This window comes from Desulfovibrio sp., from assembly GCF_019422935.1.
Lineage (GTDB): Bacteria > Desulfobacterota > Desulfovibrionia > Desulfovibrionales > Desulfovibrionaceae > Desulfovibrio.
Map to the genome: position 1 here is coordinate 433,721 of NZ_JAHZCJ010000002.1, position 25,769 is coordinate 459,489.

Consider the following 25,769-nt stretch of genomic DNA (forward strand, 5'->3'; position numbering starts at 1 on the left):
ACTAGCCTCCTCACTGCAAAACAGATCATTTCAATTCAGGCTGCCCTCTGCGATCTTGCTAAAAACATCAAACCGAAAGCGGATGCAATATACATTCCAATATATCAATATATTTAATTTTATGCTTACCTCCTGAAATAACTATGAGTTCATTGTTATCTGAATCTTGATTACTTCACGCCACGCTCTCATATGCCCTCATTTGTTAACACTGATATTTAAATAATTAACAGTGAAGTCTGCTTGTGCGCCGCTTGGGCGGGGCAACACAAGGCCGAAAAAAAAAGCGGCCCCCACGTGAGCAGGAGCCGCTTGCAGTCAGCCATCAAGGCCTGATTTTAAAACACTTCAGCAACAAGACCAGCATGGTAGGCATACTTGCCGCTGCTTTCCATCACCGCTGGTTAGTTCCCGGACTTCATGCTGCTGATAAGCCCGCGCAGCACCTGGGCCTGCTGGGCCATGTCGGAAACCGCCCCGGCAGAATGCTGCATGGCGGAGCTGGTTTCGAGCGAAATACGGTTCACGTCTTCAATAGAGCGGTTGATCTCCTCGCTGGTGGAGGATTGTTCTTCCGCAGCTGTGGCGATGGATTGCACCTGCTGGGCCGTGGCGTCCACCAGATTCACAATTTCATGCAGGGCCTCACCCGAAGTGCCCGCGAGCGTGGTGGCCGTATCAATCATGTTCACAACCTGCTCCACGTTGCCCACATTTTTGCGGGTGCCGTTCTGGATATCGCGGATGGCGTCGCCCACTTCCTTGGTAGCGGTCATGGTTTTTTCCGCCAGTTTGCGCACTTCGTCTGCAACCACGGCAAACCCGCGCCCGGCTTCGCCTGCGCGGGCAGCTTCAATGGCCGCATTAAGGGCCAGCAGATTGGTCTGGTCGGCAATGTCCGAAATAACGCCCAGGATCTGCCCCGTACTCTCGGCCTGCTTGCCAAGCGAGGTCATTTCAGTTTTCAGCTCCACGGCGCTGGTCTGGATACGGCTGATGTCTTTGACCACACGGGCCACCACGTCGGCGCCGCTTTCAGCCTTGTTTTTGGCTGTCTTGGCGGATTCCGCCGCCTGCCCGGCGTTGCGCGCCACTTCAAGCACTGTGGCGTTCATTTCTTCCATGGCGGTAGCGGTTTCACCCACTCGAGCGGTCTGGCTCTCAGCGCCTCGGCTGGCCTGCTCCACCTGGGCCGAGAGTTCTTCCGAAGCCGTGGTTACGGCTTCGACCACACCCTCAAGCTGGGTGGCGGCATGCAGCATACCATCGGCCTTGGCCTGTTCAGCGGCCATGCGGGCGGCTTCGGCTTCTTTTGTTGCGCTGGCTGCACGTTCTGATTCTTCCTGGGCCAGACGGCTTTTTTCATCGGCCTCTGCTATCTTGGCCTTGAGGCTGCCTACCATGCTGCGCAGACTGTCTGCCAAGTTGCCGATTTCATTGCGCAGGCTGATTGTCAAAGAGGATTCAAGATTGCCGTCCGCGACGTCTGAAGCAAAAGCCTGCAACTGCCGCAAGGGGCGCACAACCACTTTATCCAGCGCAAACAGGCAGATCCCCACCAGAGCCAGAATAGTAATAAAGCCCAGCACCAGCATGACGTTGCGCTGCTCCCTGGCCGGGGCTTCAATTTCATCGCGGCTTACTGTCACGCCCACGCGCCAGTTCCAGTTGGGGGCCACATCCCAGGCAAGCATGCGCTTTTCGCCTTCTCGCACAAATTCCACGCCATTGCCGGAATCAGCCTTGACCATATCGCTAATACCCGGTTCATTGGCCATATTCTTGAGGATGTAGTCGCTGTTTACATGGCTGATTACGACGCCCTCGGGCGAAACCACAACGACGCGTCCTGTTTTGCCGATGGTAATGCCCTTGAGATTCTTGGTCAGGCTGTCAATGTCGTATGACATGCCCACGCCGCCCACAACCTTGCCTTTGTCGTCAAGGATGGGTGCGGTCACACTGACAATAAGCTTGCCGGTGGCGATACTTTTTGTAGGTGCGGAACTGAAGCCCGGCTTGTTGGCCAGGGCTGCCTTGATATATTCGCGGTCGGCAAGGTCGCTGAGCTTACCGGCCTTGCCCTGGGCGCAGGTGATGACCTGTTTCCCTGAGGCGTCAAACAAATACAAGGTATTTACTTCGGGTGCGGCTTGCGACATGGCGGCAAGAAAAACTTCCGCGCCCTTTTTGTCTTCGCCCGTAAGCAGGAATTCACGCAGTCTCGGCGGTTTGGAAACACCATTGACGAACATGCTGAGTTGGGTTCCAAAATCGCCCAGGGATTTGCTTACCGTGTCCGAGGTGAGATCCATCTCGTGAGTGCTTGCCTTAAGGTTCGCCTCATCCCCCATACGCGTTACAACAACAACCAGAGCCGACTGTACCGCCAGTACCACGATGCTGATAACCAGCAACATGGCTGTCCTGATACTGCGTGAAAACATAAAATCTTCCTTTACGTAATAAAACTAGTCACCTGAGCACCTTGATTCATAGCATTTCATATGCGGCATCCCTTCATTTCTGAAGATCGATAATCCTCCACCTGGACACGCCAAAGCTGACCGCAGCACGCTGTTATCCGCAGAATGCCTTCAATGCTGCCATGGCAGGGGCGATATTGCCGCACCGCAAAAAAGAAGCGGCAGCGCAACAGACCTGCGCTGCCGCTTCTTTGATTATCGGCTTCTGCAATATAAACTTTACTTTTTTTGTAAAGAAAGTCGTCCAGCCACAGCATCCGCACCCATGCGGGCGAATTCCGCCACCTCGCGCCCCTGACGCGCGCTTTCGGGCAGGAGCAGCTCCGGTTTGTTGGCCAGGCTCTTATCTGGCGTGACGCCGTATTCTGCCGGGAAGGAATCGTTGAAATACATGTCCTGAAAACCTGCGAACTTGAGGGCATGGGCCGTTGCGTCAAGCACGGCATGCTCCTTGTTGCTGATCAGGCCAAGGGCCTTGGCGTTCATGAGGCCCGCAAGGCATTCTCCGCCCTGGGTACAGGCAATGTGGCCGTGACGGTTGGCAACAATCATGGCGTCCATGATCTGCTGCTCGGTCACGCGCACAACCTGAAAGGCCCCTTCGCCGCCCTTTTCGATAAACATCTCCGCCAGCTTGCGCACACGCGGGAAGGAGACGGGATTACCGATCATGGCGGCCTGCGCCACGCTGGGCGTGACGGTTACGGGCTGCCAGTGGCGGGCATTCTTGGGTGCATCATAATAGCGCCACACCGGGTCGGCATGCTCGGACTGCACGCCAAACACGCGGGGCAGCGAAGTGATGATGCCAAGCTCAAGCATTTTCAAAAAGCCGCACATGATGGCCGTGATGTTGCCTGCGTTGCCGATGGGCACAAAGAGGCACAGATCGGTCATGTCCCAGCCGTACCACTGGGCTGTTTCATACGCGTAGGATTCCTGCCCGAGAATGCGCCAGCTGTTCTTGGAATTGAGCAGGGCCACGCGGTAATTTTCTGCCAGCAGCTCGACCACCTTCATGCAGTCGTCAAACACGCCGGGCAGTTCAAGCACGGTGGCGCCGCTGCCCAAGGGCTGCGAAAGCTGCTGGGGCGTTACCTTGCCGTGGGGCAGAAGCACCACGCTCTTGAGGGGCGCGCCCACATATGATGCATAGAGGGCCGCCGCCGCCGAGGTGTCGCCAGTGGAGGCGCACACGGTCAGCACTTCGTCCCATTTGTTGCGGCGGCACAGCCACTTGAGATAGCTGAACGCGCAGGCCATGCCGCGATCCTTAAAGGACGCGCTGGGGTTCTGACCATCATTCTTGTAGGCAAAGGGCACGCCCACGCGGTCGCGCAGGGCCGGGGCCGCTTCAATAATCGGCGTGATGCCTTCGCCCAGATACACGATATCGTCTTCGTCCAGCAGGGGAGCAAGCAGCTCGTAAAAACGGAATATTCCCCGAAGCGCGGTGCTGCGGCTGGCGGAGCGGGCGTCAAAAAGCTCGCGCCACTCTGCGCCGCTGCGTTCTTTCAGTTTGTCGAAATCCAGGTTTTCCAGCAAAAACACGCCGCCACACTGCGGGCAGGTGTACAGCAGGCTGTCGCCGGGATGACGCGCGCCGCAGTCAAGACAAACATACTCCATGCGGCCGCGATAGGCCGGAAAATCCGCATGCGCCATGAGAGAAACTCCTTGATAAGTGCATCGGGCAAACAGCCTTGCCGCAGGCTGTCTGCGCAGCCTTCGCCACAAAAACATTTTGCGGCAAAAGACCCATACTGACATGTACAACAGCATGGTGCGCTGTCGTAAATTTGCAGGCAGCCTGAACTAGCCTTTATTTTCCTGTTTTTCAGCGTGCTTGCCCTTGAGCCAGCTGTTTTCTGTTCCTGCACGCAGTCGGGCGATGTTTTCCTTGTGCTTCCACACCACCACGGCGCACACGCACAGGGCCAAAGGCAGCCAGGCCCACTGGCCGGTAACAGCCAGGGCCACGGCCAGCGCCACGACCAACGTGAGCGAACCCAGCGAAACAAAGCCGCTGCGCCAGATAACAAGGCAGCACAGGGCCGAGGCCGCCAGCAGATGCCAGAAAGCCAGGGGAAGAAACACGCCAATGCTGGTGGCAACAGCTTTGCCGCCCTTGAACTTCATGAAGCACGAAAAAACGTGCCCAAGCACGCAGGCCAGGCCCACCACACTCACAAAAACGGGCGAGGGATTGATGTGAAAGGCCAGCCACACAGGCACAGCCCCCTTGCAGACGTCGCACGCAAGGGTTGCCACACCCCAACCAAAGCCGCACAGGCGCGCCACATTGGTGGCCCCGGTGCTGCGGCTGCCGCTTTCACGCGGGTCTATGCGGCAAAAGGTCTTGGCGATAACAAGGCCCCACGGCACAGAACCAAGCACATAGGCCAGAGCAATCCACAATACTTCCAGCATATAATTCTCCGCTGCAAGCCTCTGAAAATACGGGCAGATTGCCCGCAAGCCCAAACAGTCCTCTAAAAACAAACCCTGCATGGCAGCTCAAATGGCTGCTGCCGTGCATGACGGGCCGGGATGCCGCCCAACAAGCGAAAGGCGGTCTAGCCCGCCGTAACCGCTTCCAGAATCATGATTTCATTATACAAAGGCTGCACCTTGCCGATGCGCACATCCACGGCAAGGCCGGGGTGCGAGCGCTCGTCAAAGAGCCGCCTTTTACCGCGCACAAACATGCCCTGATCGGGCAGGCTCACGGTGATAAAAGCATCGTTTTCTTCAGTGATGACGCCGTTCCACCAGACCTTGTCGCCCTTCTGGCGGAAGAAAAGCAGCTTCCAGTAGCGCGGGCGGAAGCGCTGCACCTGCCCCGCCGCATCCAGCGCTGGCGAAAGCACGTTGAGCAGGTCTGTCAGCTCGGTTTCTGTCCAGCGCGGCGCGCCTGTGCGAAAAAAATGCACCAACTGTTCTTCGTTGACAAGATCGGGATAACGCCTGAGCGGCGAGGTCACAGGAGTGTAACGCGCAAGCCCCAGGGCCGCGTGGGGCCGTGCCTGCACCTCAAGGCCGGAGGGCGTGAGCGCGCGCATGATGCGTGTCATATCCTGGGGCGTTGTCCAGATGCCCGCGTATTCCCTGGGCAGGGCCACATCCTGCACGCGGTGCAGCATGGCGACGCCCTTGTCCGCAGCCCACTGGGCCACAGCGGCGCTGGCAAGGATCATCATTTCCGCCACAAGCATCTGCGCGTCCGAGGCCTGATAATCCAGCCCAACTTCCACGCGCACTTCTGCCCCTTCGCCCTCAAGACGGATCACAGGGTCGGGCCTGTCCATGATTACCGCGCCGTCCGCGATGCGGGCGGTCTGCCGCTGACGGGCAAGCTCAAGGCCCAGACGCAGCTGTTCGGCATAGGGCGTGGCCGCGTTCTGCGGCAGGGGTTCGCCTGCGGCCTGCGCGTCAAGCACGGCCTGACTGTCCACATAGGTCAGGTTGGCGGCAAGGCTGGTCTGCACAACCGAAACATCGCACTCGCCAAGGGTGCCGTCCGCCGCCACATGCACAAGCACGCTCAAGGCGGGGCGCGTCTGGCCCGCCAGCAGCGAATAGGCGTCAGTGCCCAGTACTTCGGGCAGCATGTGGCAGTCGCCTTCCGGCAGGTAGATGCTGGTGCCCCGGTGCAGCACCATTTTGTCCAGCGGCCCGCCAAAATTCCAGAACAGCGAGGGGCAGGCCAGCATGAGGGTCAGGGCCCAGCCGTCGCCCTCCGCCTCCACATGAAAGGCATCGTCCACGTCGCGCGTGGTTGCGCTGTCGATGCTGATGCAGGGCAGATCGCAAACTTCAAGGCTACCTTCCTGCCCATTTTGGGCAAGGGCAGTCAGGGGCGCGCGCCCGGCGGCGGCAAGGGATTCAACTTCATCGGCGCAGGCCTGCCACCATGTGTCGCCCGAGGCGTAGCCTGCGCGGTCAAGCCAGAAATTATAGTGCGGCGGCACCTTGCCCCAGGCCACCAGCAGTTGCAGGGGCAAATGCGGCACATCCGGCATGCCCTTGCTCAGGGTGCGCCAGATGTTTTCCCATTCCTGACTTTCAGGATCAATCATGCGGGAAAAAAGGACTTCTTCAAGGCGTTCGGCCACCTCCTGCGGGGGCCATTCGCCAAGGGCAGCGCCCTCGCGCGGGGGCTGGGGCAGCTCGCGCTTGCGGCAGGCAACATCCCACAAAAGGCGCAAAAAGGCGGCTCCGCCTGCAATGAGCGATTCTCGCTCAAGGCGGATTTTCTCCTCGGCCATGCGTTTTTCTACCATGTCGGCAGAAAAAACCTGAAAATCCGGAGGCTGAAAACGGAAGTGACTTTTGCAGGCCAGCAGGGCGCGGCCATAGGCAGCCATATGATCGGTGGTGGGGTCGCTTTCAAAAAGCTCGGCAAACCAGCTTGCCGGGGCCGCTTCCACCTCGCCCTGGGCGAGTTCCCACACGTCCATGACGGGGATCTGGGCGGCCATGTCTTCGCGGGTTTTCCTGTGCGTTTCAAGCACGCGCACTGCGTCTTCCCGCCCCATGTCCGCCCCGTGCATGGGCCCTATCCAGGGCAGCAGGCGCGAAGAATTAAGCCGGGTTTCCCTTCTGTTGGGCAACAGCAGCCGCAGCCTGCCCCCGACCTCTTCAGTGACCAGGGCAATCTGCACGGCATTGCCTTCCATATATTCCACCACGCAACCCGGCGCCGGGTAGCGCACACAATCAGACATGCCCGCTCCTTCAGAAAAAGCGCGTCCGCTCTCCCATAGACCGTCGCGCTTGCAGCCAAAGACATTCCTTTATTTTTGGCCTTCTGGCAAGTGCCGCCGGGGGCGCAGCGCCTGACATACTGGACGCAAGGGCTGTAAACCGCTATATTAGCGGCTTACGGCAACAATTTTTACCACGCGCGTAGCGCGAGCAGGGCGGACACCCAATGAGCAACATTATTCACCAAACTGGAGGCAGCCGTACCCTGGTCATGCAGGAGCCGGAAAAACCGCAGCTCTACCGTGAGCTTTTCCCTTACACCAGCGTTTGCCGCACCTCGTTTGACGAGGTTCTGCTGTCCCCCCGGCCAGCAGATCAGATGCGCATTACCGACACGACCTTTCGCGACGGCCAGCAGGCCCGCCCCCCCTATACGGTCAAGCAAGTGGCAAAGATGTTCGATTTTCTGCACCGACTCGGCGGAAAAACCGGACTCATCACGGCTTCGGAATTTTTTCTGTACTCGGCCAAAGACCGCAAGTGCATTGATGTATGCCGCGCCAGAGGCTACCGCTTTCCCCGCGTGACCGCCTGGATACGCGCCACCAAGGACGACCTCAAGCTCGCGCGCGACATGGAATTTGACGAGACCGGCATGCTCACCAGCGTGTCGGACTACCATATTTTTCTCAAACTGGGCAAAACCCGCCAGCAGGCCATGGACATGTATGTGGGCATGGCCGAGCAGGCGCTGGAATGGGGCATCATCCCCCGCTGCCACTTTGAAGACGTGACCAGAGCCGATATTTACGGCTTCTGCCTGCCCCTGGCCCAGCGGCTCATGGAGCTTTCGCGCGAGAGTGGCATGCCGGTCAAAATCCGCCTGTGCGATACAATGGGCTACGGCGTGCCCTACCCCGGCGCGGCGCTGCCCCGCTCGGTGCAGCGCATCGTGCGCTGCTTTACGGACGAGGCTGGCGTACCCGGTCAGTGGCTTGAATGGCACGGGCACAACGACTTCCACAAAGTGTTGGTCAACGGCGTTACCGCATGGCTCTATGGCTGCGGCGCGGTCAACGGCACTCTGTTCGGCTTTGGCGAACGCACGGGCAACACCCCGCTGGAAGCCCTGCTGGTGGAATACATTTCGCTTACGGGCGACGATGCCGCCGCAGACACCACAATTCTGAGCGAAGTTGCCGAGTTCTTTGAAAAAGAACTGCACTACCGCATCCCCCACAACTATCCCTTTGTGGGCCGCGATTTCAACGCCACCAGCGCGGGCGTGCACGCCGACGGCCTGGCCAAGAACGAAGAGATCTACAATATCTTCGACACCAAGCATCTGCTTGGCCGCCCGGTGCCCATCATCATTACCGACAAGACGGGCCGCGCTGGCGTTGCCTACTGGATCAACGCCAACCTCAATCTGCCCAACGACCAGCAGGTCTCCAAAAAGCATCCTGCCGTGGGCCAGATATACGACGCCATCATGGCCGTGTACGAAGAAACGGGCCGCACCACCAGCTTCTCGCACGAAGAAATGGAAGCCCTGGTGCAGCGCTTCATGCCTGAGCTCTTCGCCTCTGAATACGACCACATGAAGCAACTTGCTGGCGAACTTTCGGCCAACATCATCATTCGCCTTGCCCGCAGCAAGGATCTGCTGGACCTCAACAAGCATGCCTGCGCGCGGCTTGATGAATTTGTACGCGAATTCCCCTTTATCCAGTACTGCTACCTCACAGACGATCAGGGCAAGCTGCGCTGCTCTGCCATTACCGACCCGGTCTACAAGGAAACCTACGAGGCTCTGCCCATCGGCTACGATTTTTCGGAGCGCGAATGGTTCAAGATGCCCATGAAAACCGGCGACCTGCACATCATGGATGTGTACCAGTCGCACTTCACAAGCAAGCTCATCATCACCGTTTCATGCGCGGTGACGGATGACAAGGACAACATCGTGGGCGTCATTGGTGTGGATATCCAGCTTGAACTGCTCCTCAAACGCGCGCGCGCCCTCCAGCAGGAAGTGGCGGCAGCAGACGACAGCGACAACGACTAAGGGAAGGAAATTCCATGAACAAGAGAATCTACTGGATCGAAGGCGACGGCATTGGCCCCGAAATCTGGAAGGCCGCGCGCCCTGTCATTGAAGCTGCCCTTGCTGCCGAAAATACCGGCATCAATCTGGAGTGGACAGAACTGCTGGCGGGCGACAAAGCCGTGAAAGAAACCGGCTCTCCCCTGCCGGAAGAAACCATGCAGACCCTGCGCAGCGCTGAGCTTGCCATGAAGGGCCCCCTCGGCACCCCCGTGGGAACGGGTATCCGCAGCCTCAACGTGGCCCTGCGCCAGGGGCTTGACCTCTACGCCTGCATCCGCCCGGTGCGTCACTTTGAAGGGCTTGAAACTCCCGTCAAACACCCCGAGCGCGTCAACATGGTTATTTTCCGCGAAAATACCGAAGACGTTTACGCCGGTGTGGAATTTGCCGCCGAGACCCCCGAGGCCCGCAAGCTTATCACCTTTTTGCGTGAAGAACTGGGCGTGAACAAGGTGGGCGATGCCGCCGCCGTGGGCATCAAGCCCATGACCGAGGCTGGCTCCAAGCGTCTGGTGCGCCGCGCCCTGCGCTTTGCTCTTGACCAGAAACAGCAGAGCCTCACCCTTGTGCACAAGGGCAATATCATGAAGTTCACCGAAGGCGCCTTCCGCCAGTGGGGCTACGATGTGGCCGCGCAGGAATTTGGCGACCTCACCTGCACGGAAAAGGAACCCGTGGCTGGCCGTCTGGTGGTCAAAGACCGCATTGCCGACGCCATGTTTCAGGAGGCCCTACTGCGCCCCGAGCAGTACCAGATTCTCGCCACGCCCAACCTCAACGGCGACTACATCTCTGACGCGCTGGCGGCGCAGGTGGGCGGCCTTGGGCTGGCCCCCGGCGTCAACATGTCGGACACCCTGGCCTTTTACGAAGCCACCCACGGCACTGCCCCCACCATTGCGGGCAAGGACAAGGCCAACCCCGGCAGCGTCATCTTGTGCGGCGCGCTGATGCTTGAACACATCGGCGTGCCCAAGGCCGCCGAGCGCATCCGCAATGCCGTGAGCAAGGCCATTGCCGCCAAGGCCGTGACTGAAGACCTGGCCGCTCAGGTGCCCGGTTCGCGCACTGTGGGCTGCGTGGAATTCGGCGACATCATCGGCGCGAATCTGTAGCATGCGCCGCGCTGACCCCGACACCCTGCCCGCAACGGCATTGGGTGTGGCGTGGCTGCCGCTGATATGTCTTTAGAAGCAATAGGAGAAAAGGAGTGTTTTTACGGCTCTGCCCGGAGGTCAACCGACTGAGGGCGCAACCGCAAGGCACTCCTTTTCTCCCTCCTGCTCTGGCTTGAATGAAGGACTGCACCATGATCTCGCTGGATACTCTGCTGCTCTTTGTGCCCATGGCCGCCATTCTGGTGATGTTGCCGGGGCCGGATTTTGCGCTCATCGCCAAAATTTCGCTTATGAATGGCCGCCCGCAGGGGCAGGCCGCCGCAGTGGGCGTGGCCCTTGGCATCTGCGTGCACACCACTGCGGCCATGCTTGGCATTTCGGCCATCATCGCGCAGTCCGTTCTATGGTTCAGCATCCTCAAATATGTGGGTGCGGCCTATCTGGTCTGGCTGGGCATTCAGGCCATACGCGCCGGCCAACGTGCTGGCCAGCCTGTAAGTGCAGCTGTGGTCAAAACCGTGCAGGAGCCGAATCCAGGCCGATCTACGCAGCGCCTGACCTTGCAGCAATGGCTGCACTTCTTCGGCCAGGGCTTTCTGACCAATGCGCTGAATCCCAAGGCTGTACTGATTTTTTTGACTTTCCTCCCCCAGTTCATGGATCCCCACGCACCGCTTGCCCCGCAGTTTCTCACTCTGGGCAGCATCATGTCTGGTCTGTGTCTGTTCTGGTATGTGCCCTTGGCCTACATGTTGGGCCGAATCCGGCACATCTTTGAGAATAGCCGCTTCCAGAAATGGATGCAGCGCTGCACTGGCCTTGTGTTCATAGCCTTTGGCCTCAAACTGGCCACGGCGCAAGCTCGCTAACCCCGCGTCGCGCCAGCGACCCGCAAACCCCTGAAGGTCTGCCATGATCGAAATAGTGAACAGTTCTGTGGTGATTGACGCCAACGGCATAAGCATGGCTGAAGAAGCCCGCGCCAAGGGCGTGGACATTGAAGCCGCCCGCAAAAACAGCCTTTCCGCCCGCATCCTGGCGGCGCATAATACCGGCACGGACGATGACGTGCTTCGCATCCGTTTTGACGCCATGGCCTCGCACGACATTACCTATGTGGGTATTGTGCAGACGGCCCGCGCCAGCGGCCTCAAGGAATTTCCCGTCCCCTACGCGCTGACCAACTGTCACAACAGCCTGTGCGCCGTGGGCGGCACCATCAATGAAGACGACCACCTCTTTGGTCTTTCTGCCGCGCGCAAGTACGGCGGCATCTTTGTGCCCCCGCATCTGGCGGTCATCCACCAGTATGTGCGCGAAATGATGACCAAGTGCGGCGGCATGATTCTCGGTTCCGACAGCCACACCCGCTACGGCGCGCTGGGCGTCATGGCCATTGGCGAAGGCGGGCCGGAACTGGTCAAGCAGTTGCTTGGCAAGACCTACGATGTGACCAACCCGCAAAAGGTTGTGGTGTGGCTTGAAGGCGCGCCCCGCCCCGGCGTTGGCCCGCAGGACGTGGCCCTTGCCATCATTGGCGCGGTGTTCAAAAACGGCTTTGTGAAGAACAAGGTCATGGAATTCATGGGCCCCGGCGTGGCGGGTCTTTCTGTGGAATACCGCTGCGGCATTGACGTCATGACCACGGAAACCACCTGCCTGTCGTCCATCTGGACCACGGACGAAAAGGTGCGCGACTACATGGCCATGCATGGCCGCGCTGGCGACTACGCCGAGCTGCGTCTTGAAGGCCCGGCCAGTTACGATGGCCTTATCAGGGTTGACCTGAGCCGTATTGTGCCCATGATCGCCCTGCCCTTCCACCCCAGCAACGTGTACCCCGTGGCCGAAGTTGCCAAACACGGGGCCGAATTGCTGGCCGAAGTGGAAGCCGAAGCCCAGCGCCAGTTTGGCGATGCGGCCAAGGGCCTGAACATGCGCGCCAAGGTGCGTGACGGCGGCGTGTGGGTGGATCAGGGCATTATTGCTGGCTGCGCGGGCGGCAATTTTGAAAATATCGCTCTGGCTGCCGCCATTCTGGACGGCAAATCCACGGGCAATCAGGCCTTCAATCTGGCAGTGTACCCCGCCAGCGAACCGCAGGGTCTTGCGCTCGTCAAAAACGGCGCAACCGCCAAGCTCATGCTCGCAGGCGCCGTGATGAAAACGGCCTTCTGCGGCCCCTGTTTCGGCGCTGGCGACACCCCGGCCCACGGCGCGCTCTCCATCCGCCACACCACCCGCAACTTCCCCAACCGCGAAGGCTCCAAGCCTTCCAACGGGCAGGTCTCCACGGTGGCCCTCATGGACGCCCGCTCCATCGCCGCCACTGCGGCCAATGGCGGTCGCCTTACCCCGGCGACCGAGCTTGACTGGTCTGCGCCCGCGCTGGCCAATGTTGATCTTTCCTACACTTTTGAGCCGCTCATCTACCACAGCCGCGTGTACAACGGCTTTGGCAAGGCGGAACCTGACGCCCAGCTCGTGCGCGGCCCCAACATTGCCGACTGGCCGAGCATGAGTCCCCTGCCCGAGCATCTGCTCCTGCAGGTGGTGAGCGTAATCACCGACCCGGTCACCACCACGGACGAGCTGATCCCCTCCGGCGAAACCTCGTCCCTGCGCTCCAACCCGCTCAAACTGGCGGAATACACGCTTTCGCGCAAAGACCCCGGCTATGTGGGCCGCGCCAAGGCTGTGAATGCCATGGAAGCCGCCCGCCTCGCCAATCCCGCCGATGCGGAGCTGGTTGCCAAGGCGCGGGGGCTCTTTGCCGTGTGCGGTCTTGATGTATTGCAGGGCGCAGCCGACCTCAAGCAGGTGGGGCTTGGCTCCACCATCTTTGCCGTAAAGCCCGGCGACGGCTCTGCCCGCGAGCAGGCCGCCTCCTGCCAGAAAGTGCTGGGCGGCTGGGCCAATATGGCTGTAGAATACGCCACCAAGCGTTACCGCTCCAACCTCATCAACTGGGGCATGCTGCCCTTTATTGTTGATCCCTCGCTGGCCGACAGTCTGAAAATCGGCGACTGGCTGGTGGTGCCCAACGTGCGCAGCGCCGTGCAGAACGCCGACCCCACCTTCACCGGCTACGTTGCCAGCGAAGGCGGACAGGCCCAGCAGATCAGCCTGGCCCTCAAGGAACTGACCAGCGACGAGCGCAAGATCATCCTCGACGGTTGCCTGATCAATTTTTACAACAGCTAAGGAAAGGTTGGGGGTGTTTTGCGGGGGAGGAGACCCTCCCCCTAAATTTTTTATTCTCCTATCTTGTGTGGCTACAAGGCCATTCAAAACACCAAAAGGCCTCTGTGGGAATCCACAGAGGCCTTTTTACGTAATATGCTGAAAGAGAGCTGCTTACTTGGCGGCTTTTTTGTCTGTCTTTTTGTCAGCTTTTTTGTCTGCCTTGGCGTCTGCTTTGGCGTCTGCTTTGGCATCGGGCTTGGCTGCGGCAGGCTGGGCTTCTTCTACAGCGGGAACTTTTTCCAGCTCCTGCTTGATGGCTGCCTTGAGTTCTTCGCTGGCAGTGGCATCGGTCAGGCCTGCGCGCAGGTGTTCCGCACCGCGCTTGGGGTCTTCGAGAAAATAGATGTACAGCACGCCGAGGCTGTAGCGCACGGAGGCCTCATCCTTGATCTTCACGACCTGCTCAAGGGCTTCAGCAGCTTCCTTGTGGCGGCCCTGATTGTGCTGGATAACGCCAAGCAGATACAGGGGCTTGGGATTGCTCACGTCCATGGTCACGGCGCGCTGGGCAAAGGTTTCTGCCGCATCCCAGTTCTGCGCGGTCACAAGATGCTCGATCAGGTGAATAAGCGCGCCAAGATCCTGCGGGTTTTCCGCCACCTGACGCATGAGCTTGCCCACGGTCTGGGCGTCTTCGCCAGCTTCGCCCCCGCCCATGCCCTGCTGTTGGCGGGCCGCCACAGTCAGATGCGGATTCTGAAACCGCGCCTTGAGCGAGGCCCCAAGCATCACAGCCAGCGCAACAGCCAGCGCGATAATGAGTATGCGGGCGGAAAGGTTGCCTTTTTTTGTATCAGTCATGGTTGAGCATCTCCATCTGGGCAAGGCGCGCGGCCAGTGAACGCTGGCGAGCCGCCAGAAAAGCCATATACGAGCCAATGCCAATCCACACGGCGGCATTGGCCATGATTACCCATGTCAGTGTATCCATAGTTCCTCCGGGTGGAGTGAATGATTTCAGTTAGGGGGCGAAATTTCAGGCATCCAGCCGATTCTGAGCCAGCGCGTCAAGACGGTCGCGCAGATCAAGCTGACGCTTGCGCAACCACACAAGGGCTGCCCACAACAGCCCAAAACAGGCCACGCAGGCCATGACGGTAATACGCATTTCAGGCTCCAGCCCGCCGCCCTTGCTGCCAAAAACAGCCGGATGGATTGACCGCCAGATGCGCGCCGACATAAAGACCAGCGGCACATCCAGAAAGGCCACCACGCCCACCACGGCGCACACCGTATTGCGACGCTGCGGCGGCAGATCAAGGCCGCGCAAAACCAGATAACCCGCGTACACGAACCACATGATCAGGGTTGTGGTCAGGCGCGGATCCCACGTCCACCACACGCCCCACGAGCGGCGCGCCCAAAGCATGCCCGTAACCAGCGCAAGGCCGCCCAGCAGCACGCCCACTTCTGCGGCGGCAGCGGCCAGCCGGTCCGCAGCGGGATTACGCCGCCACAGGTAGGCCACAGAAGCGCCAAACACCACAAAAAAACTCACCAGCGCCCACCATGACATGGGCAGGTGGATGTAAAATATCTTTTGCGCCAGCCCCAGAGTGACTTCCTCGGGGGCATAGGCAAACACAAGCCACTGACAGGCGGCAAAGGCAACGCCCCCCAGCAGGGCCAGAATCTGCGGCAACGCCGAACACTTGGGCATTACTCGTCCCCCGCGTAGATGTATCCAAACAGCAAAAGCCCGGCACCCAGAAAAACGGCGTCAAAGGCGGCGGCAACGCCGAGCCACGCCCCCGGGCCATCCGGGTTGGGCGCGCCGAGCGCCTGCGCCCCCACGCTGATACCCGCCAGCAAAAGCGGCGTCAGCAGCGGAAACAGCACAATACTCAGCAAAGACTCACGGGCGGCCTGCCCCTGCGCCAGCGCCCCCAGCAGGGAGCCAAGAGCGCACATGCCGATATCCGTCAGCACAAGGGCCAGCAGAGCCTCGGGCAATGGCCCGCCAAGCTCCTGCCCCAAGAAGACCACAGCCGCAGGCAGAAAAATAACCTGCGCAAGCACCAGCAAAGCAAGCCCTGCGCAGCCCTTGCCAAGCCATACGGCCTGCACCGGGGCGGGGCAGAGCAAAAGCCCGAGACGGGAATTGTTCACTTCTTCCAGCGCATAGAGCTGGTTGAAAATAAGCACCTGACAAAAGGCGGAGCTGATCCAGAACACAGCCGCAGCGCCCTGCGGAGCCATGCGCTCGCCAATACCCTGAGACAGGCTGAACACAAAGAGCAGCAAAAGCCCGAGCAGCAAGGCCTGCACCAGACCGCTGCCACGTGCCAGCGTCAGGGCCAGATCCTTGCGGGCCATGGCAAACATCAGGCGCAGCATGCGGGGCCTCCCTGAGTGCGTTCAGAGGCCTCTGCGGCAGCGCCAGCCAGTGTTTCCACGGGAGCAAAGCCGCCAAACCCTGCGGGAGAGCCGTCATAAGCCAGCTTGCGGTGTTCCAGCGCCAGCAGCCTGTCGGCCAGTGGAGCGTCACCCGCCAGATCGTGGCTGATAAGCACCACACAGGCTCCGCGCTGCCGCGCTGCAAGAATCTCTCGCCGCAGCAGGGCCAGCGAAGCGACATCAAGGCCGGTGCCGGGTTCGTCCAGCAGGAGCACGTCCGGGGCCTGCATGAGCACCCGCGCCAGATTGAGGCGCTGGGCCATGCCGCGCGAGAACACGCCCGCCCGTTCATGGGCGTGGGCTTCCAGCCCCACGCGGGCAAGCCCTGCCATGATATCATCACGCGTCAGCTTGAGGCCGTAGGCATCGCGCCAGAAGGCCAGATTTTCCATCGCCGTGAGGCCGGGATACAGAAAAGTGGCGTGCCCCAGATAGCCCACGCGGGCCTGATCTGCCACGTTGGCAGCGCCTGCGCTTGGGCGGGAAAGCCCTGCCATAATACGCATGAGGGTACTCTTGCCCGCGCCGTTGCCGCCCACGAGCAGCGAGACACTGCCCGCAGCAAGAGCGCAGCTTACGTCTTTAAAGACGACCTTGACGCCATAGACCTTGGCAACGCGCACAAGTTCCAGCAAGAGGGCCTCCTGCGGCTAGGCCGCGCTGTTCTCGCTGTCCGACTCCGGCGCGGAATTCTTGCGGCGGCGCAGCCCGGCGAGCGGCACAAGGCACATGATGGTGCCGCCGATCCACAGCCAGTTGACCAGCGGTTCCACGCTGACCTTGACCACAACCCTGGAACTTTCATCCAGCCCCAGCAGGGAGGCGTAGATTTCGTTGCCAAGGCCGGGGATCACGTCCACTTCGGAGAACTGCATGGTGCCGAACTTGTCGTACAGGCGGCGCTCCGGCGCGACTATGCCGATGGATTTGCCGTCCTTGAAGATTTCCAGCCGCGCGGCGATGAATTCATGGTCAACGCGGCGGCCCTCGCCCAGTTCGAGCAAGGTGGCGGTATAGCTGCCCACGGTGCTGCTTTCGCCCTTGGCGAGGATCATTTCGCGGTCAGTGGTGTACGGGCCGGAAAAGGAGATGCCGATGGCGACCAGCGCCATGCCGATGTGCGCGCCCAACGCCCCGATGGTGACAGGCTGCGAGCGGTTGGCTTTGTCTGCCAGCAGCATGACGGCCCCAAGCACGACAGCCACAGCGGCGGAAGCGCCCAGCAGGGCCGTGGGCTGATGGTAGCCCAGCGCCCAGATAACCCCGGCGCTGGCCACAAATGCCCCGATCACGGCAAAAAAGCCCTTCTTGTTGCGCAGGCCCCCGCCCCAGCCGAGCCAGGGACAGGCTGCCATCATCACCACCAGCAACGCGCCGAGGGGCAGGCACACGCGGTTGTAGAAGCGGGCGTCAAGGCCGCGCGGCGCGGCAGACCACAACTTGCTGATAACAGGCCACATGGTGGCAACCAGAATAATCACGGCCAGCGCCAGCAGCACCCAGGCCACAAGGGTCAGGAAGCCTTCGCGGCTTTCAAGCCCGGCAAGGGGTTTGCCGGTTTTGGGCGAGGCAAAGGGAATCCACAGGGCAATGACAAGGCCGCCCAGCACAAAGATGGTTAAGGGCGTACCCACGCTGCCGTCGCCAAAGGCGTGGACGGAATCAATCACGCCGCTGCGCACAAGGTAGGTGGCAAAAAAGGCCGAAACCGTGGTGAGCACCATCATGGCAACGTTGACGCGCCCAAGCTTGCCCCGGCGGTCTTCAACAATCAGGGTATGCAGCGAAGCCGTGGCGATAAGCCAGGGCACCAGAGATGCGTTTTCCACAGGGTCCCATGCCCAGTAGCCGCCCCAGCCAAGTTCCATATAGGCCCACCATGCGCCGAGCACGATGCCCGCCGTAAGGAACAGCCACGCCAGAATGATAAAGGGCCGCGAAAGGCGGAACCACGAACCTTCGCTGCTGCTCTGCCCCGAAAGACACTGGGCCAGCGCCAGACAGGCAGGCACGGCAAAGCCGCCGTAACCAAGGAACAGCAGCGGCGGATGAAAGATCATGCCGGGATTCTGGAGCAGGGGGTTCAGGCCGTTGCCGTCTGCCGGAACAGGCGATTGCAGCACAAAGGGATTGCTCCAGCTGGTGAGGATAAGGGCAAAAAAGCCCATGATGACGTAAAAAAAGCTCCAGTACCACAGACGCGTTGGGCGGCTGAGGTTTCTGTAGGCCCGCGTGAGAGCAAAGGCGCTGCCGCTCAGGCCCACTGCCAGCGCCCAGAAGAGCATGGAGCCGGGCTGCCCTGCCCAGAAGGCGGTGAGGCGGTAAAATACGGGCAGCACGCGGTCAGTATAGCTGGCAACGTAGGCCACGCTGAAGTCGTTCCAGAACAGGGCGTGCAGCAGCAGTGCCGAGGCCAGCAAGAGTGCGCCGCTGATAACGAGGTGGGCTTTTTCCACCACGGCGAGGGAGTCTTCCCGGTTTTGCCACAGTTGCAGAAGGGCCAGACCACAGCCGCCAAGTGCGGCCAGCAGGGCCACCAGTTGAAGGGCAAAGGCAAAAACGTACATAAGACTCCTTTATCCCGCTGAGGGGGCGGCCCGCCGCAGGGCGGGGCGTTGCTATCGTTTGGGCATCGGGTGCCCGATTACGGCTCTGCGCACTGAACAGAAACCCGGCCATCTTGCAGGGAAAGCCCGCGACCGTGGCCCGCATATGGCCCGCAACTATTGACAGAGCGAAGGGCCAGTCAGGCCAATCGCACTCGCCAAACGGCAATGCCGCTGAGCAGGCTCAGCTATTGCGGTTCTCTTTCTGGTATTTGGAGGGGCATTTGGTCATGAGCGTCTTGGCCTGAAAGCGGCCTTCCGGCCCCATGCCGCCTTCAACAATAACTTCCGCGCCAGCCTTGAAGGTATCCGGCACCGCGCCGGAGTAGCTTATCTGGATGGTCTGGCTGGCGTTGTCCTTGTCTTCAAGGCGAAAATCCACACCGGGCGCGCCCCGGTGCTTCTCAATGCCGTCTTCGGCCACAGTACCAAAAAGCCGCGCAGCCACGAGTTTTTCGGGCGTTGCGGCCTTGGCTTCCGACACGTTCAGAAAATACACGCTGTTTTCAGAAAAGCCGGAATATGCAAGATAGCCCACCCCGCCCAAAAAGAGCAGCAGCGCGGCTATGTAGATGCCAGTGTTTTTTTTGCGGGCCATGCGTTTCTCCTGAAACATTGGGTCATGTTTGGTGCTGCCCGAAAGGGGCCATGACCTTCGGCCTGTTGCGCCGCAGGGGCGCGCAGACCGAACCTGCCGGGCTGGGGCTTTTGCCCTGGGCCGCCCGGCCCTGATTGCTCAAAACCTTACGCTATTTTACACCTGCTGACAAGATAGGAATTATTTTTAATAGAAGTATAACGCAGTATGGGGCGCGGGTTCTGTGATTGCGGTCACACTTGCTGCAAGCTTTGTGTGCGGGCGCACACGACTGCATCAACAGGCAAGCACGAGCGACATCCGCACAAGCGCACGCATAAGCACACAGGCAAGGCAGAATGCGGCCTGCGTCTTATCATACTACTGCAATAAGATTTCTGCCGCAAGGGATAATACAATTATTCCACGCCGCCCAAGCCGCACCAGATGGCGCGAAAGCTGCTGTGCTCCGGGCTTGCAAACCGGGCAGACGGGCAAGGGCACGGAGGCGGGCGCAGCAAAGGGGCAGCAGATCAGCCCTGCCGGCTCACGCTCAGTTCGCGCCGCCGCTGACGCGCCAGCGCGCGCAGATCATCCACATTATCGCTTTCGTCCACAATCTCGCTGCCGAGGATTTCTTCCAGCACGTCTTCCAGCGACACCACGCCCGCAAGCCCGCCGTATTCATCCAGCACGATAAAGAGATGCACGCGGGCCTTGAGCAGATCGTGCAGCAGCACGTCAAGCGTCTGGTTCTCAAGGATAAAGTGCGCCGGGCGCATGATCTTGCCGAGGGTCACATCCTTGCGGCCCTCGTTTATGCAGCGGCCCAGGGTGCGGCGCTCCACCACGCCCACGATGTCTTCGTTATTGTCGCCGTACACGGGTATGCGGCTGAAATGCCAGGTGCGCTGGTCTGTGTAGGCCTGCTCCACGGTGAGGTCGTCCGGCAGCTCAAAAACCACCGTGCGGGGGGTCATGATCTCGCGCACGCGCTTTTGGTCCAGCGTCAGCACGTTGCGGATAAAGGCTTCTTCATAAGGTTTGATGCGCCCCGCCTGACGCGAAAGGCTCGTTACGGCGCGGATGTCGTCCTCGGAAATGACCGGGCCAGCGGAAGGCGGGGAAACAAGGCGGGTTATCATGCTCGTAACCCACAGCAGGGGCGACATGAGCTTGACCATGATGGCAAGCGGGCGGGCGAGCATTACGCCGAGCGGCTCCGCCTTGGTCACGCCCAGATTCTTGGGCAGGATTTCGCCCATTGTCAGAATCAGCACCGTAAAGCCCACGGCAAAAATCGACATGTATTCCGGCCCATACACGGCCAGAAAGGCCGCGCCCGCCACCGTGGCCCCGGCGGTGTTGGCAATGGTGTTGAGCGTGAGGATGGCGGCAATGGGTTTGTCCACCTGGGTGCGCAGGGCGTACAGCAGCTCGCCGGACTTGCTGCCGGACTTGCGCAGCCGCTCGATGGTTGACCACGAAAGGGAATACAGCACCGTCTCAAGCAACGAACAGGTAAAGGAAACGGCAACAGCAATGACAACGGCCAGAACAAGGGTGAGCATGGCGAAACATCCGAAAGATTTGATGCGGCGGGTCGCCCTGCAAAACGCAAGGCGGCGCTGACAGCCGAAGTTTAGCCCCGCGCGGCCCTGTTTGCAATCGCCGGGGCGCTGAGCGAGGGGGGATGTGGATGCTGACCAGCAAGCCCCGGCGTAATCTCAGCAAATGGAATGGAAAAAAGGAACGACAGTTACTGCGGCAACTGGCAAATGAGATTATGCTGACTGAAAAATGCGACTCAAAACAAAAATATTTTTGAGAAGTAAAAGGCAATATCACTGCGCAAACAAAGGGTTTCAGGCCCTGACAATCATTTTTAAATTACGCTCTTTCAAAAAAATTTATAAATTTCCTTGACAGTCAGAGGCCAAGCGCTTAGATATCTGTTCTCGCAGCGAGAAACGCTGCACGTGTCGCGGGGTGGAGCAGCTCGGTAGCTCGTCGGGCTCATAACCCGAAGGTCGTAGGTTCAAATCCTGCCCCCGCAACCAGATAATACAAGCCCTTACGGAGACGAGCCGTAAGGGCTTTTTTATTTGTCATCACACGAATCTCCATCCAGGAACGACTCAGTCTGGAATGTTAATCAGCCTTACCTCATGGCCGTTCCAGTTATGTGTTGCAAATTTTACCTCATAATTTTTTCCGCGCTGGTTGCAAACATATTCAGCTTTGTGTTTGGAATCAAAAAATTCAGTACATTCCGTAGTATATTTACTAATTATTGCCCAGCCTAATTTCCACCCTGGCCTCTCTGGATCATCTTTAAATGTCTCCCCACTATCAACCTTCAATACCTTTCTATCCCACCATTTTCTTGTAAGTCGCGGGCGACTCACCCCTGGATCAACTGCCTCGATATCAAACGGATAGCTACTTAGCTTTTCTTGGAGGTTCAAAAATGAACTATAGCCAGTCATATGACGCTTTGAGAAATCCATTTGATAGTTAATCTCAAGTCCAAGTAGACGCATACGCATCAAAGAATGAAAAAATCCATTCAAATTATTCGATAAATATAATTCATAGTCATTAAAGTTATAGCCAATGTAATTCCAGCCAAACATCCAATATTGAAATTCTTTATTCTGGTTTTCACAAGTCTTTACAAGTATATATTTCACTACATCTATTACCTCATTAGTATCAATAACTTCAATATAGTCATTTATCAATTGATCCTTGCGCGTTGGATGTGTAACTTCATTCCTTATTTCTTTATAATATATAAATTTTTTATAAATATCATCTCTATATATGCTCCCAATTGGAGAACTTTCCAACCATTTTTTTCTTCTCTTACCACCACAAACAGTTTCTAGTATCTCATTATCTGACGCTCCATTCTCTTTCATACTATCACGAATTTCTTGATTCAAAAACGATTCTACAGCTGTAATTCCGAAATAAAGACACGATTTTGATAATTTATTTTTCTCAAATTGTGTATCTGAAATATAATACATTGTTCCATCTTGAATCATGGCAGAAAAGCTTGTCCATGTTGGATTCACATTCCATCGCCAAGTTTCAATTGAATGATTGTTAAGTTCCGTTTGGTTTTGCATGGCTACTCCTAGACCGCACCGAGGTTATTTCCTATACAATTTGTCAGGATACTCCACTATTATCCAAACCAGTAATACCCTACAGACCAATTGCAAAATGAAGACAAGCGACGCGCTTGCCATACAGAAAACCGCTCATCTCGCAAATTTGATTAACCTTTTTGTATTTAACTCGGGTCAGCCCCAATATCTTCCCCTACCCATCACCTCAGCCCCACAAGCAGGGTCTTGCCGTCTGGCGCGAGCTTAAACACACCAAACTTAGCGCCTGTATACTGATGGGCTGTCCCTTCCTGAAAAAAGAAGGCCGTGGCGGCGGTGAGAACTTCGTAGCCGCGCAGCCTGTAGGCCAGCAGAAATTCATCGGCTTGCAGGGGGCTTCCATCATCCAGCCGCACAAATGATGCCGTGTGCGGCACTGGATCTTTGGTAATGCGCAGCACGGCAAAGCCTTCCGCGTTCCTGCTTTCATCATGTGTATTGCGGCTGTTTGCGCTCGCCGTGGGGGAACTGGCACTGCCATCCGTGCCTCCGCCGTTTATCGCCCTGTCCGAAGCTCCGGCCTCTGATGCCCCGTTTTCCGCATTCATTTGAGCAGCCTTTTGGCCCGCGCTCTGTGCGGCCCGCCGCGCAAGGGCCTTGCGAATATCGTTGTTCACCACATAACGCAGGGCCATGTAGTCGCCCATGAGCGGCGCGCGCGGGTCAACCGGGGCAAGGGCCAGCAGGATTGTTTTGCCCTCCGCCAGCACGGTTTCCATGCGGTATACGGAAAGGCCATAGCCGCCCAAAAACAAAACCAGCACCGCAAGAATATAGAGCTTACGCATGGTCTGCCTCCCGCGCCGCTGTTTTTGCCTGCCACAGCCGCAAAATCAGGGCCAGCGTCAGCAAGCCAAGGCCTGTTGCCATCAGATAGATGGACTTTTGCGAAAACGGCACAGCCAGACTGTAGTAATAAAAAACCATGTAGGCGAAGAGATACGCCAGCACAAAGCCCTGCATCACCGCGCTGCCCATCCGCCTTGCCAGCGTAAGCCCCAAAAGGGCAAGCCCCGCCCCCGGCAGATACCACGACACCGCAAACACAAGGGGCATGCCCGCCATTGTGAGCAGCCGGGCGGGCCTGCCCGCGCCTTTGCCTAGCCAGAATGCCAGCGCGGCCACAGCCAGAGCCGGGGCAAGCCCCCAATATCCCGTAGCCAGACTGGGCAAACCCATATCGCTGGCGAGGCTGTACGCCGGGGCAAGGGTGAACATCTCAAAAATCAGCACAGAAGCATAAAAGCCGTAAAACCACCCTTCCGCCACTTTGCAGCGCGCCGTGCCGCGCCACCTGTGTTCACGCAGGCAATAGCAGGCCAGCCCCGCGCAAACCAACGCCCACCACAGCGAAAGCAGCTCCACCGCGCCGCCTATTTCGGAGGCGGCAAAACCATTGCGCGCATACCCGTAAGAGAATGCAATTCCCAGCGCCACTGAGTTGCCGATCACGACCGCCGCAAGCATTGCATAGCCACTATTGCCCATGAGGATACCGAGTGCCAAAAGCACCCCCGCCAGCGCAAAACAGGCCAAACCTTCGGGCCTGATGCTGGCGCACAGGGCAATGGCAAGCCCGACAGTTCCGGCAATCACCAAGACAAAGCCAAAGTATCGGGCAAACAACTGCTGCCTTGCCAGCAGCACCCGCCCCATAAGCAGCACCGGCACAGATGCCGCAAAAACGGTCAGTTCCTCATTGGAGCTGATCCCCAGACTCTCAAAAAGCAAAAATCCAAAAAAGGCGATGAAGAAAACCGCCGCCACCCATCCGCCAAAGGCCAGCATGCCCCTGACATACCAAGGGGAGGGTTGCGCCCCCAGCCTGCCCAATGCGTCAGGCAAGGGCTGATTGAGCGGCACAAAATCGCCCGCCTGCAAGTGCGCCCACAGCGTTTGCCAGTGGTTCCCGGCAGCGGTACGGCCAAAGAGCGAAGGAAAAAAGGCCACGGTTTCGGCCTCCTGCCGGGGGGACGTCATCATGCTGCGTTGCAGGTGCAGGAGTATCTTTGCCAGCCCCGCAGTCACGCCCGTGACAAGCAAACCCCACAGCAAAAAGGTTGCCATGCTTCCGGCGCTGAAAAACAGCTCCGCTTCCGCCAGAGCGGAAAGCAGCACTGCCGCGCCCGCTGCCAGAAGGGTCGCAAGCATGAAAAGGTCGGGTTGCCGGGTGCGATACCACCACCACGAAAGAGCCGCCGTGACCAAGGCAAAACCTACAACAAAATTGGGCGAAAGCCAGAGCATCTGCCCATCCCTGAAATACAGGTCAAAAATGGTGGCGATCAGAAAAAACGTGGTGCGGGAAACCATGTCAAAAAAGAGCAGTCTGGGCATCCAGCGCGAGCAGAGCCACGCCTGCGCATGGGCCTTGTTTTTACTTTGGCTTTCATTCTGGCCTCTGCTCTGGCCTGGGGCATTATCTGGGCCATCATCCAGATTCTCTTGCAGTCTGGTTGCCGCCCTGCGGGCCATCCACTCCCAGCACGCAATGGCGCAGGCAATGGCAACAAGCCACTCCGGCACCATAAAAAACTGCCCCAAGGCATCAAGAGGCGATGAAAGGCTGCGCCCAAGCCAGAGCGCCGCAAAAATATTGGCCGAAATCCACGCGGCAAACCACAGCCCGGCCTGCCTGCCCGCCAGCGCAAGCAGCACCAGCAACGCCGTCCATACCCTGAACAGCTCCCACAGCTCGGCCCCTGTCTGGTAGGTCTGCCCAAACACCGCCAGCACCGGCCCCATGGCAATGCCGCAGGCCAGCAGCAAAACCTGCCCCAGCCGCGTATCCGGCCCCAGCAACACAGCCCCAAGGCCGCTCCCGGCCACTAGCGCACCCGTGAGCGCCATGCGCGCAAAGGGCGTCATGGCTCCCCAGTTCCAGGCAATGAAGCAGATCACGCCCGCCAGAAAAAACAGCGCCCCGCCCAGCAAAAACATCTGCCGCCAGTAGGCGAGCCAAGCCTTGCCGTCCGGCCTGAAGCCGCAAAACTCCACGGCCCGCTGCCATGCTACAGTGCTGATTACCCCGGCATCGCACAGGGTGTTGAGCGCAGTCTTGGTCAGCGGCGGCAACACTCCGCCACCGGGGGCGAGGTCTGGCGCAATATTTGGCGCATGACTGGGCGTTGCAGAAGGTTCAGAATTTTCAATTTCGGTCATGGGCAGCTTCCTAACAGTGCGCAGGGGCATAAAAATCAATGGCGGTTATCAGCGTAACGCCAGCATAACAAAACACCTTCTGGCGGAGAACATGAATATATCTCTGTAATTATATATAGATACACAGCTATACCGCCGCCTGCGCCCCCAAACGGCCGTCCTGGGGAGTTTTTTTGCACAC

The 25,769-nt window shown here is 58.8% G+C and carries 20 protein-coding genes and 1 tRNA gene; 5 read left to right on the forward strand and 16 right to left on the reverse strand.

Annotated features, from left to right (window positions below; translation table 11 throughout):
• Window positions 1-404: 404 nt before the first annotated feature.
• The 5 genes from QZ383_RS05020 to QZ383_RS05040 form a co-directional block, all read right to left on the reverse strand.
• The gene (locus tag QZ383_RS05020; RefSeq protein ID WP_291443555.1) at window positions 405-2,447 is read right to left on the reverse strand and encodes a methyl-accepting chemotaxis protein; all 2,043 of its coding nucleotides are present in this window, start codon (window positions 2,445-2,447) and stop codon (window positions 405-407) included.
• A 56-nt stretch (window positions 2,448-2,503) separates the two neighbouring features.
• Window positions 2,504-2,743 (reverse strand): hypothetical protein, encoded by a 240-nt coding sequence (locus tag QZ383_RS05025; RefSeq protein WP_291443692.1) that lies wholly within the window; start codon window positions 2,741-2,743, stop codon window positions 2,504-2,506.
• Window positions 2,706-4,151, reverse strand: a complete 1,446-nt coding sequence (gene thrC / locus QZ383_RS05030; protein WP_291443557.1) for a threonine synthase — start codon at window positions 4,149-4,151, stop codon at window positions 2,706-2,708. The genes QZ383_RS05025 and thrC overlap by 38 nt, the downstream gene beginning before the upstream one ends.
• 150 nt (window positions 4,152-4,301) lie before the next feature.
• The gene (gene plsY, locus QZ383_RS05035) at window positions 4,302-4,916 is read right to left on the reverse strand and encodes a glycerol-3-phosphate 1-O-acyltransferase PlsY (protein WP_291443559.1); all 615 of its coding nucleotides are present in this window, start codon (window positions 4,914-4,916) and stop codon (window positions 4,302-4,304) included.
• A gap of 146 nt (window positions 4,917-5,062) precedes the next feature.
• The gene (locus QZ383_RS05040; RefSeq protein ID WP_291443561.1) at window positions 5,063-7,213 is read right to left on the reverse strand and encodes a ribonuclease catalytic domain-containing protein; all 2,151 of its coding nucleotides are present in this window, start codon (window positions 7,211-7,213) and stop codon (window positions 5,063-5,065) included.
• 206 nt (window positions 7,214-7,419) lie between these two features.
• On the opposite strand from QZ383_RS05040, the gene QZ383_RS05045 reads away from it, so the two are divergent.
• The 4 genes from QZ383_RS05045 (at window position 7,420) to QZ383_RS05060 (ending at window position 13,625) form a co-directional block, all read left to right on the forward strand.
• Window positions 7,420-9,261 (forward strand): histone-lysine N-methyltransferase, encoded by a 1,842-nt coding sequence (locus tag QZ383_RS05045; RefSeq protein WP_291443563.1) that lies wholly within the window; start codon window positions 7,420-7,422, stop codon window positions 9,259-9,261.
• 14 nt (window positions 9,262-9,275) lie between these two features.
• Window positions 9,276-10,418 carry an NADP-dependent isocitrate dehydrogenase gene (gene icd / locus QZ383_RS05050; protein WP_291443565.1) on the forward strand — a complete coding sequence of 381 codons (1,143 nt, stop codon included), beginning with the start codon at window positions 9,276-9,278 and terminating at the stop codon, window positions 10,416-10,418.
• 194 nt (window positions 10,419-10,612) lie between these two features.
• Window positions 10,613-11,290: a LysE family translocator gene (locus QZ383_RS05055; RefSeq protein ID WP_291443567.1), complete on the forward strand. Its 678-nt coding sequence runs from the start codon at window positions 10,613-10,615 to the stop codon at window positions 11,288-11,290.
• A 43-nt stretch (window positions 11,291-11,333) separates the two neighbouring features.
• Window positions 11,334-13,625, forward strand: coding sequence for a hydratase (locus tag QZ383_RS05060; RefSeq protein WP_291443568.1), 2,292 nt, complete (start codon window positions 11,334-11,336; stop codon window positions 13,623-13,625).
• Between the two features lie 153 nt (window positions 13,626-13,778).
• Here QZ383_RS05060 and QZ383_RS05065 read toward each other — a convergent pair whose 3' ends face one another.
• The 8 genes from QZ383_RS05065 to QZ383_RS05100 all read right to left on the reverse strand — a co-directional run bounded on the left by QZ383_RS05065 (window position 13,779) and on the right by QZ383_RS05100 (window position 20,818).
• Window positions 13,779-14,468, reverse strand: a complete 690-nt coding sequence (locus tag QZ383_RS05065; RefSeq protein WP_291443570.1) for a hypothetical protein — start codon at window positions 14,466-14,468, stop codon at window positions 13,779-13,781.
• On the reverse strand, window positions 14,461-14,598 hold the full coding sequence (locus QZ383_RS05070) for a CcmD family protein (RefSeq protein WP_022659954.1): 138 nt from the start codon (window positions 14,596-14,598) through the stop codon (window positions 14,461-14,463). The genes QZ383_RS05065 and QZ383_RS05070 overlap by 8 nt, the downstream gene beginning before the upstream one ends.
• A 45-nt stretch (window positions 14,599-14,643) precedes the next feature.
• The gene (gene ccsA / locus QZ383_RS05075; RefSeq protein ID WP_291443572.1) at window positions 14,644-15,327 is read right to left on the reverse strand and encodes a cytochrome c biogenesis protein CcsA; all 684 of its coding nucleotides are present in this window, start codon (window positions 15,325-15,327) and stop codon (window positions 14,644-14,646) included.
• Window positions 15,327-16,004 (reverse strand): heme exporter protein CcmB, encoded by a 678-nt coding sequence (locus QZ383_RS05080; RefSeq protein WP_291443573.1) that lies wholly within the window; start codon window positions 16,002-16,004, stop codon window positions 15,327-15,329. The genes ccsA (QZ383_RS05075) and QZ383_RS05080 overlap by 1 nt, the downstream gene beginning before the upstream one ends.
• Window positions 15,992-16,699, reverse strand: coding sequence for an ABC transporter ATP-binding protein (locus tag QZ383_RS05085; RefSeq protein WP_291443575.1), 708 nt, complete (start codon window positions 16,697-16,699; stop codon window positions 15,992-15,994). Before QZ383_RS05085 ends, QZ383_RS05080 begins: the two co-directional genes overlap by 13 nt.
• Window positions 16,700-16,714: 15 nt before the next feature.
• Window positions 16,715-18,631 carry a cytochrome c biogenesis protein CcsA gene (ccsA, locus tag QZ383_RS05090; RefSeq protein WP_291443577.1) on the reverse strand — a complete coding sequence of 639 codons (1,917 nt, stop codon included), beginning with the start codon at window positions 18,629-18,631 and terminating at the stop codon, window positions 16,715-16,717.
• Window positions 18,632-18,854: 223 nt separating this feature from the next.
• On the reverse strand, window positions 18,855-19,268 hold the full coding sequence (locus tag QZ383_RS05095; protein ID WP_192113476.1) for a cytochrome c maturation protein CcmE: 414 nt from the start codon (window positions 19,266-19,268) through the stop codon (window positions 18,855-18,857).
• Window positions 19,269-19,780: 512 nt separating this feature from the next.
• The gene (locus QZ383_RS05100; RefSeq protein WP_291443579.1) at window positions 19,781-20,818 is read right to left on the reverse strand and encodes a hemolysin family protein; all 1,038 of its coding nucleotides are present in this window, start codon (window positions 20,816-20,818) and stop codon (window positions 19,781-19,783) included.
• 412 nt (window positions 20,819-21,230) lie between these two features.
• On the opposite strand from QZ383_RS05100, the gene QZ383_RS05105 reads away from it, so the two are divergent.
• Window positions 21,231-21,307, forward strand: a tRNA-Met gene (locus QZ383_RS05105).
• 78 nt (window positions 21,308-21,385) lie between these two features.
• On the opposite strand, the gene QZ383_RS05110 is transcribed toward QZ383_RS05105, so the two are convergent.
• The 3 genes from QZ383_RS05110 to QZ383_RS05120 all read right to left on the reverse strand — a co-directional run bounded on the left by QZ383_RS05110 (window position 21,386) and on the right by QZ383_RS05120 (window position 25,588).
• On the reverse strand, window positions 21,386-22,384 hold the full coding sequence (locus tag QZ383_RS05110) for a hypothetical protein (protein ID WP_291443581.1): 999 nt from the start codon (window positions 22,382-22,384) through the stop codon (window positions 21,386-21,388).
• Window positions 22,385-22,587: 203 nt separating this feature from the next.
• Window positions 22,588-23,214 carry a GDYXXLXY domain-containing protein gene (locus QZ383_RS05115; RefSeq protein WP_291443583.1) on the reverse strand — a complete coding sequence of 209 codons (627 nt, stop codon included), beginning with the start codon at window positions 23,212-23,214 and terminating at the stop codon, window positions 22,588-22,590.
• Entirely contained in the window at window positions 23,207-25,588 is a 2,382-nt protein-coding gene (locus QZ383_RS05120; protein ID WP_291443584.1) for a DUF2157 domain-containing protein, read from the reverse strand. The genes QZ383_RS05115 and QZ383_RS05120 overlap by 8 nt, the downstream gene beginning before the upstream one ends.
• Window positions 25,589-25,769 lie beyond the last annotated feature (181 nt).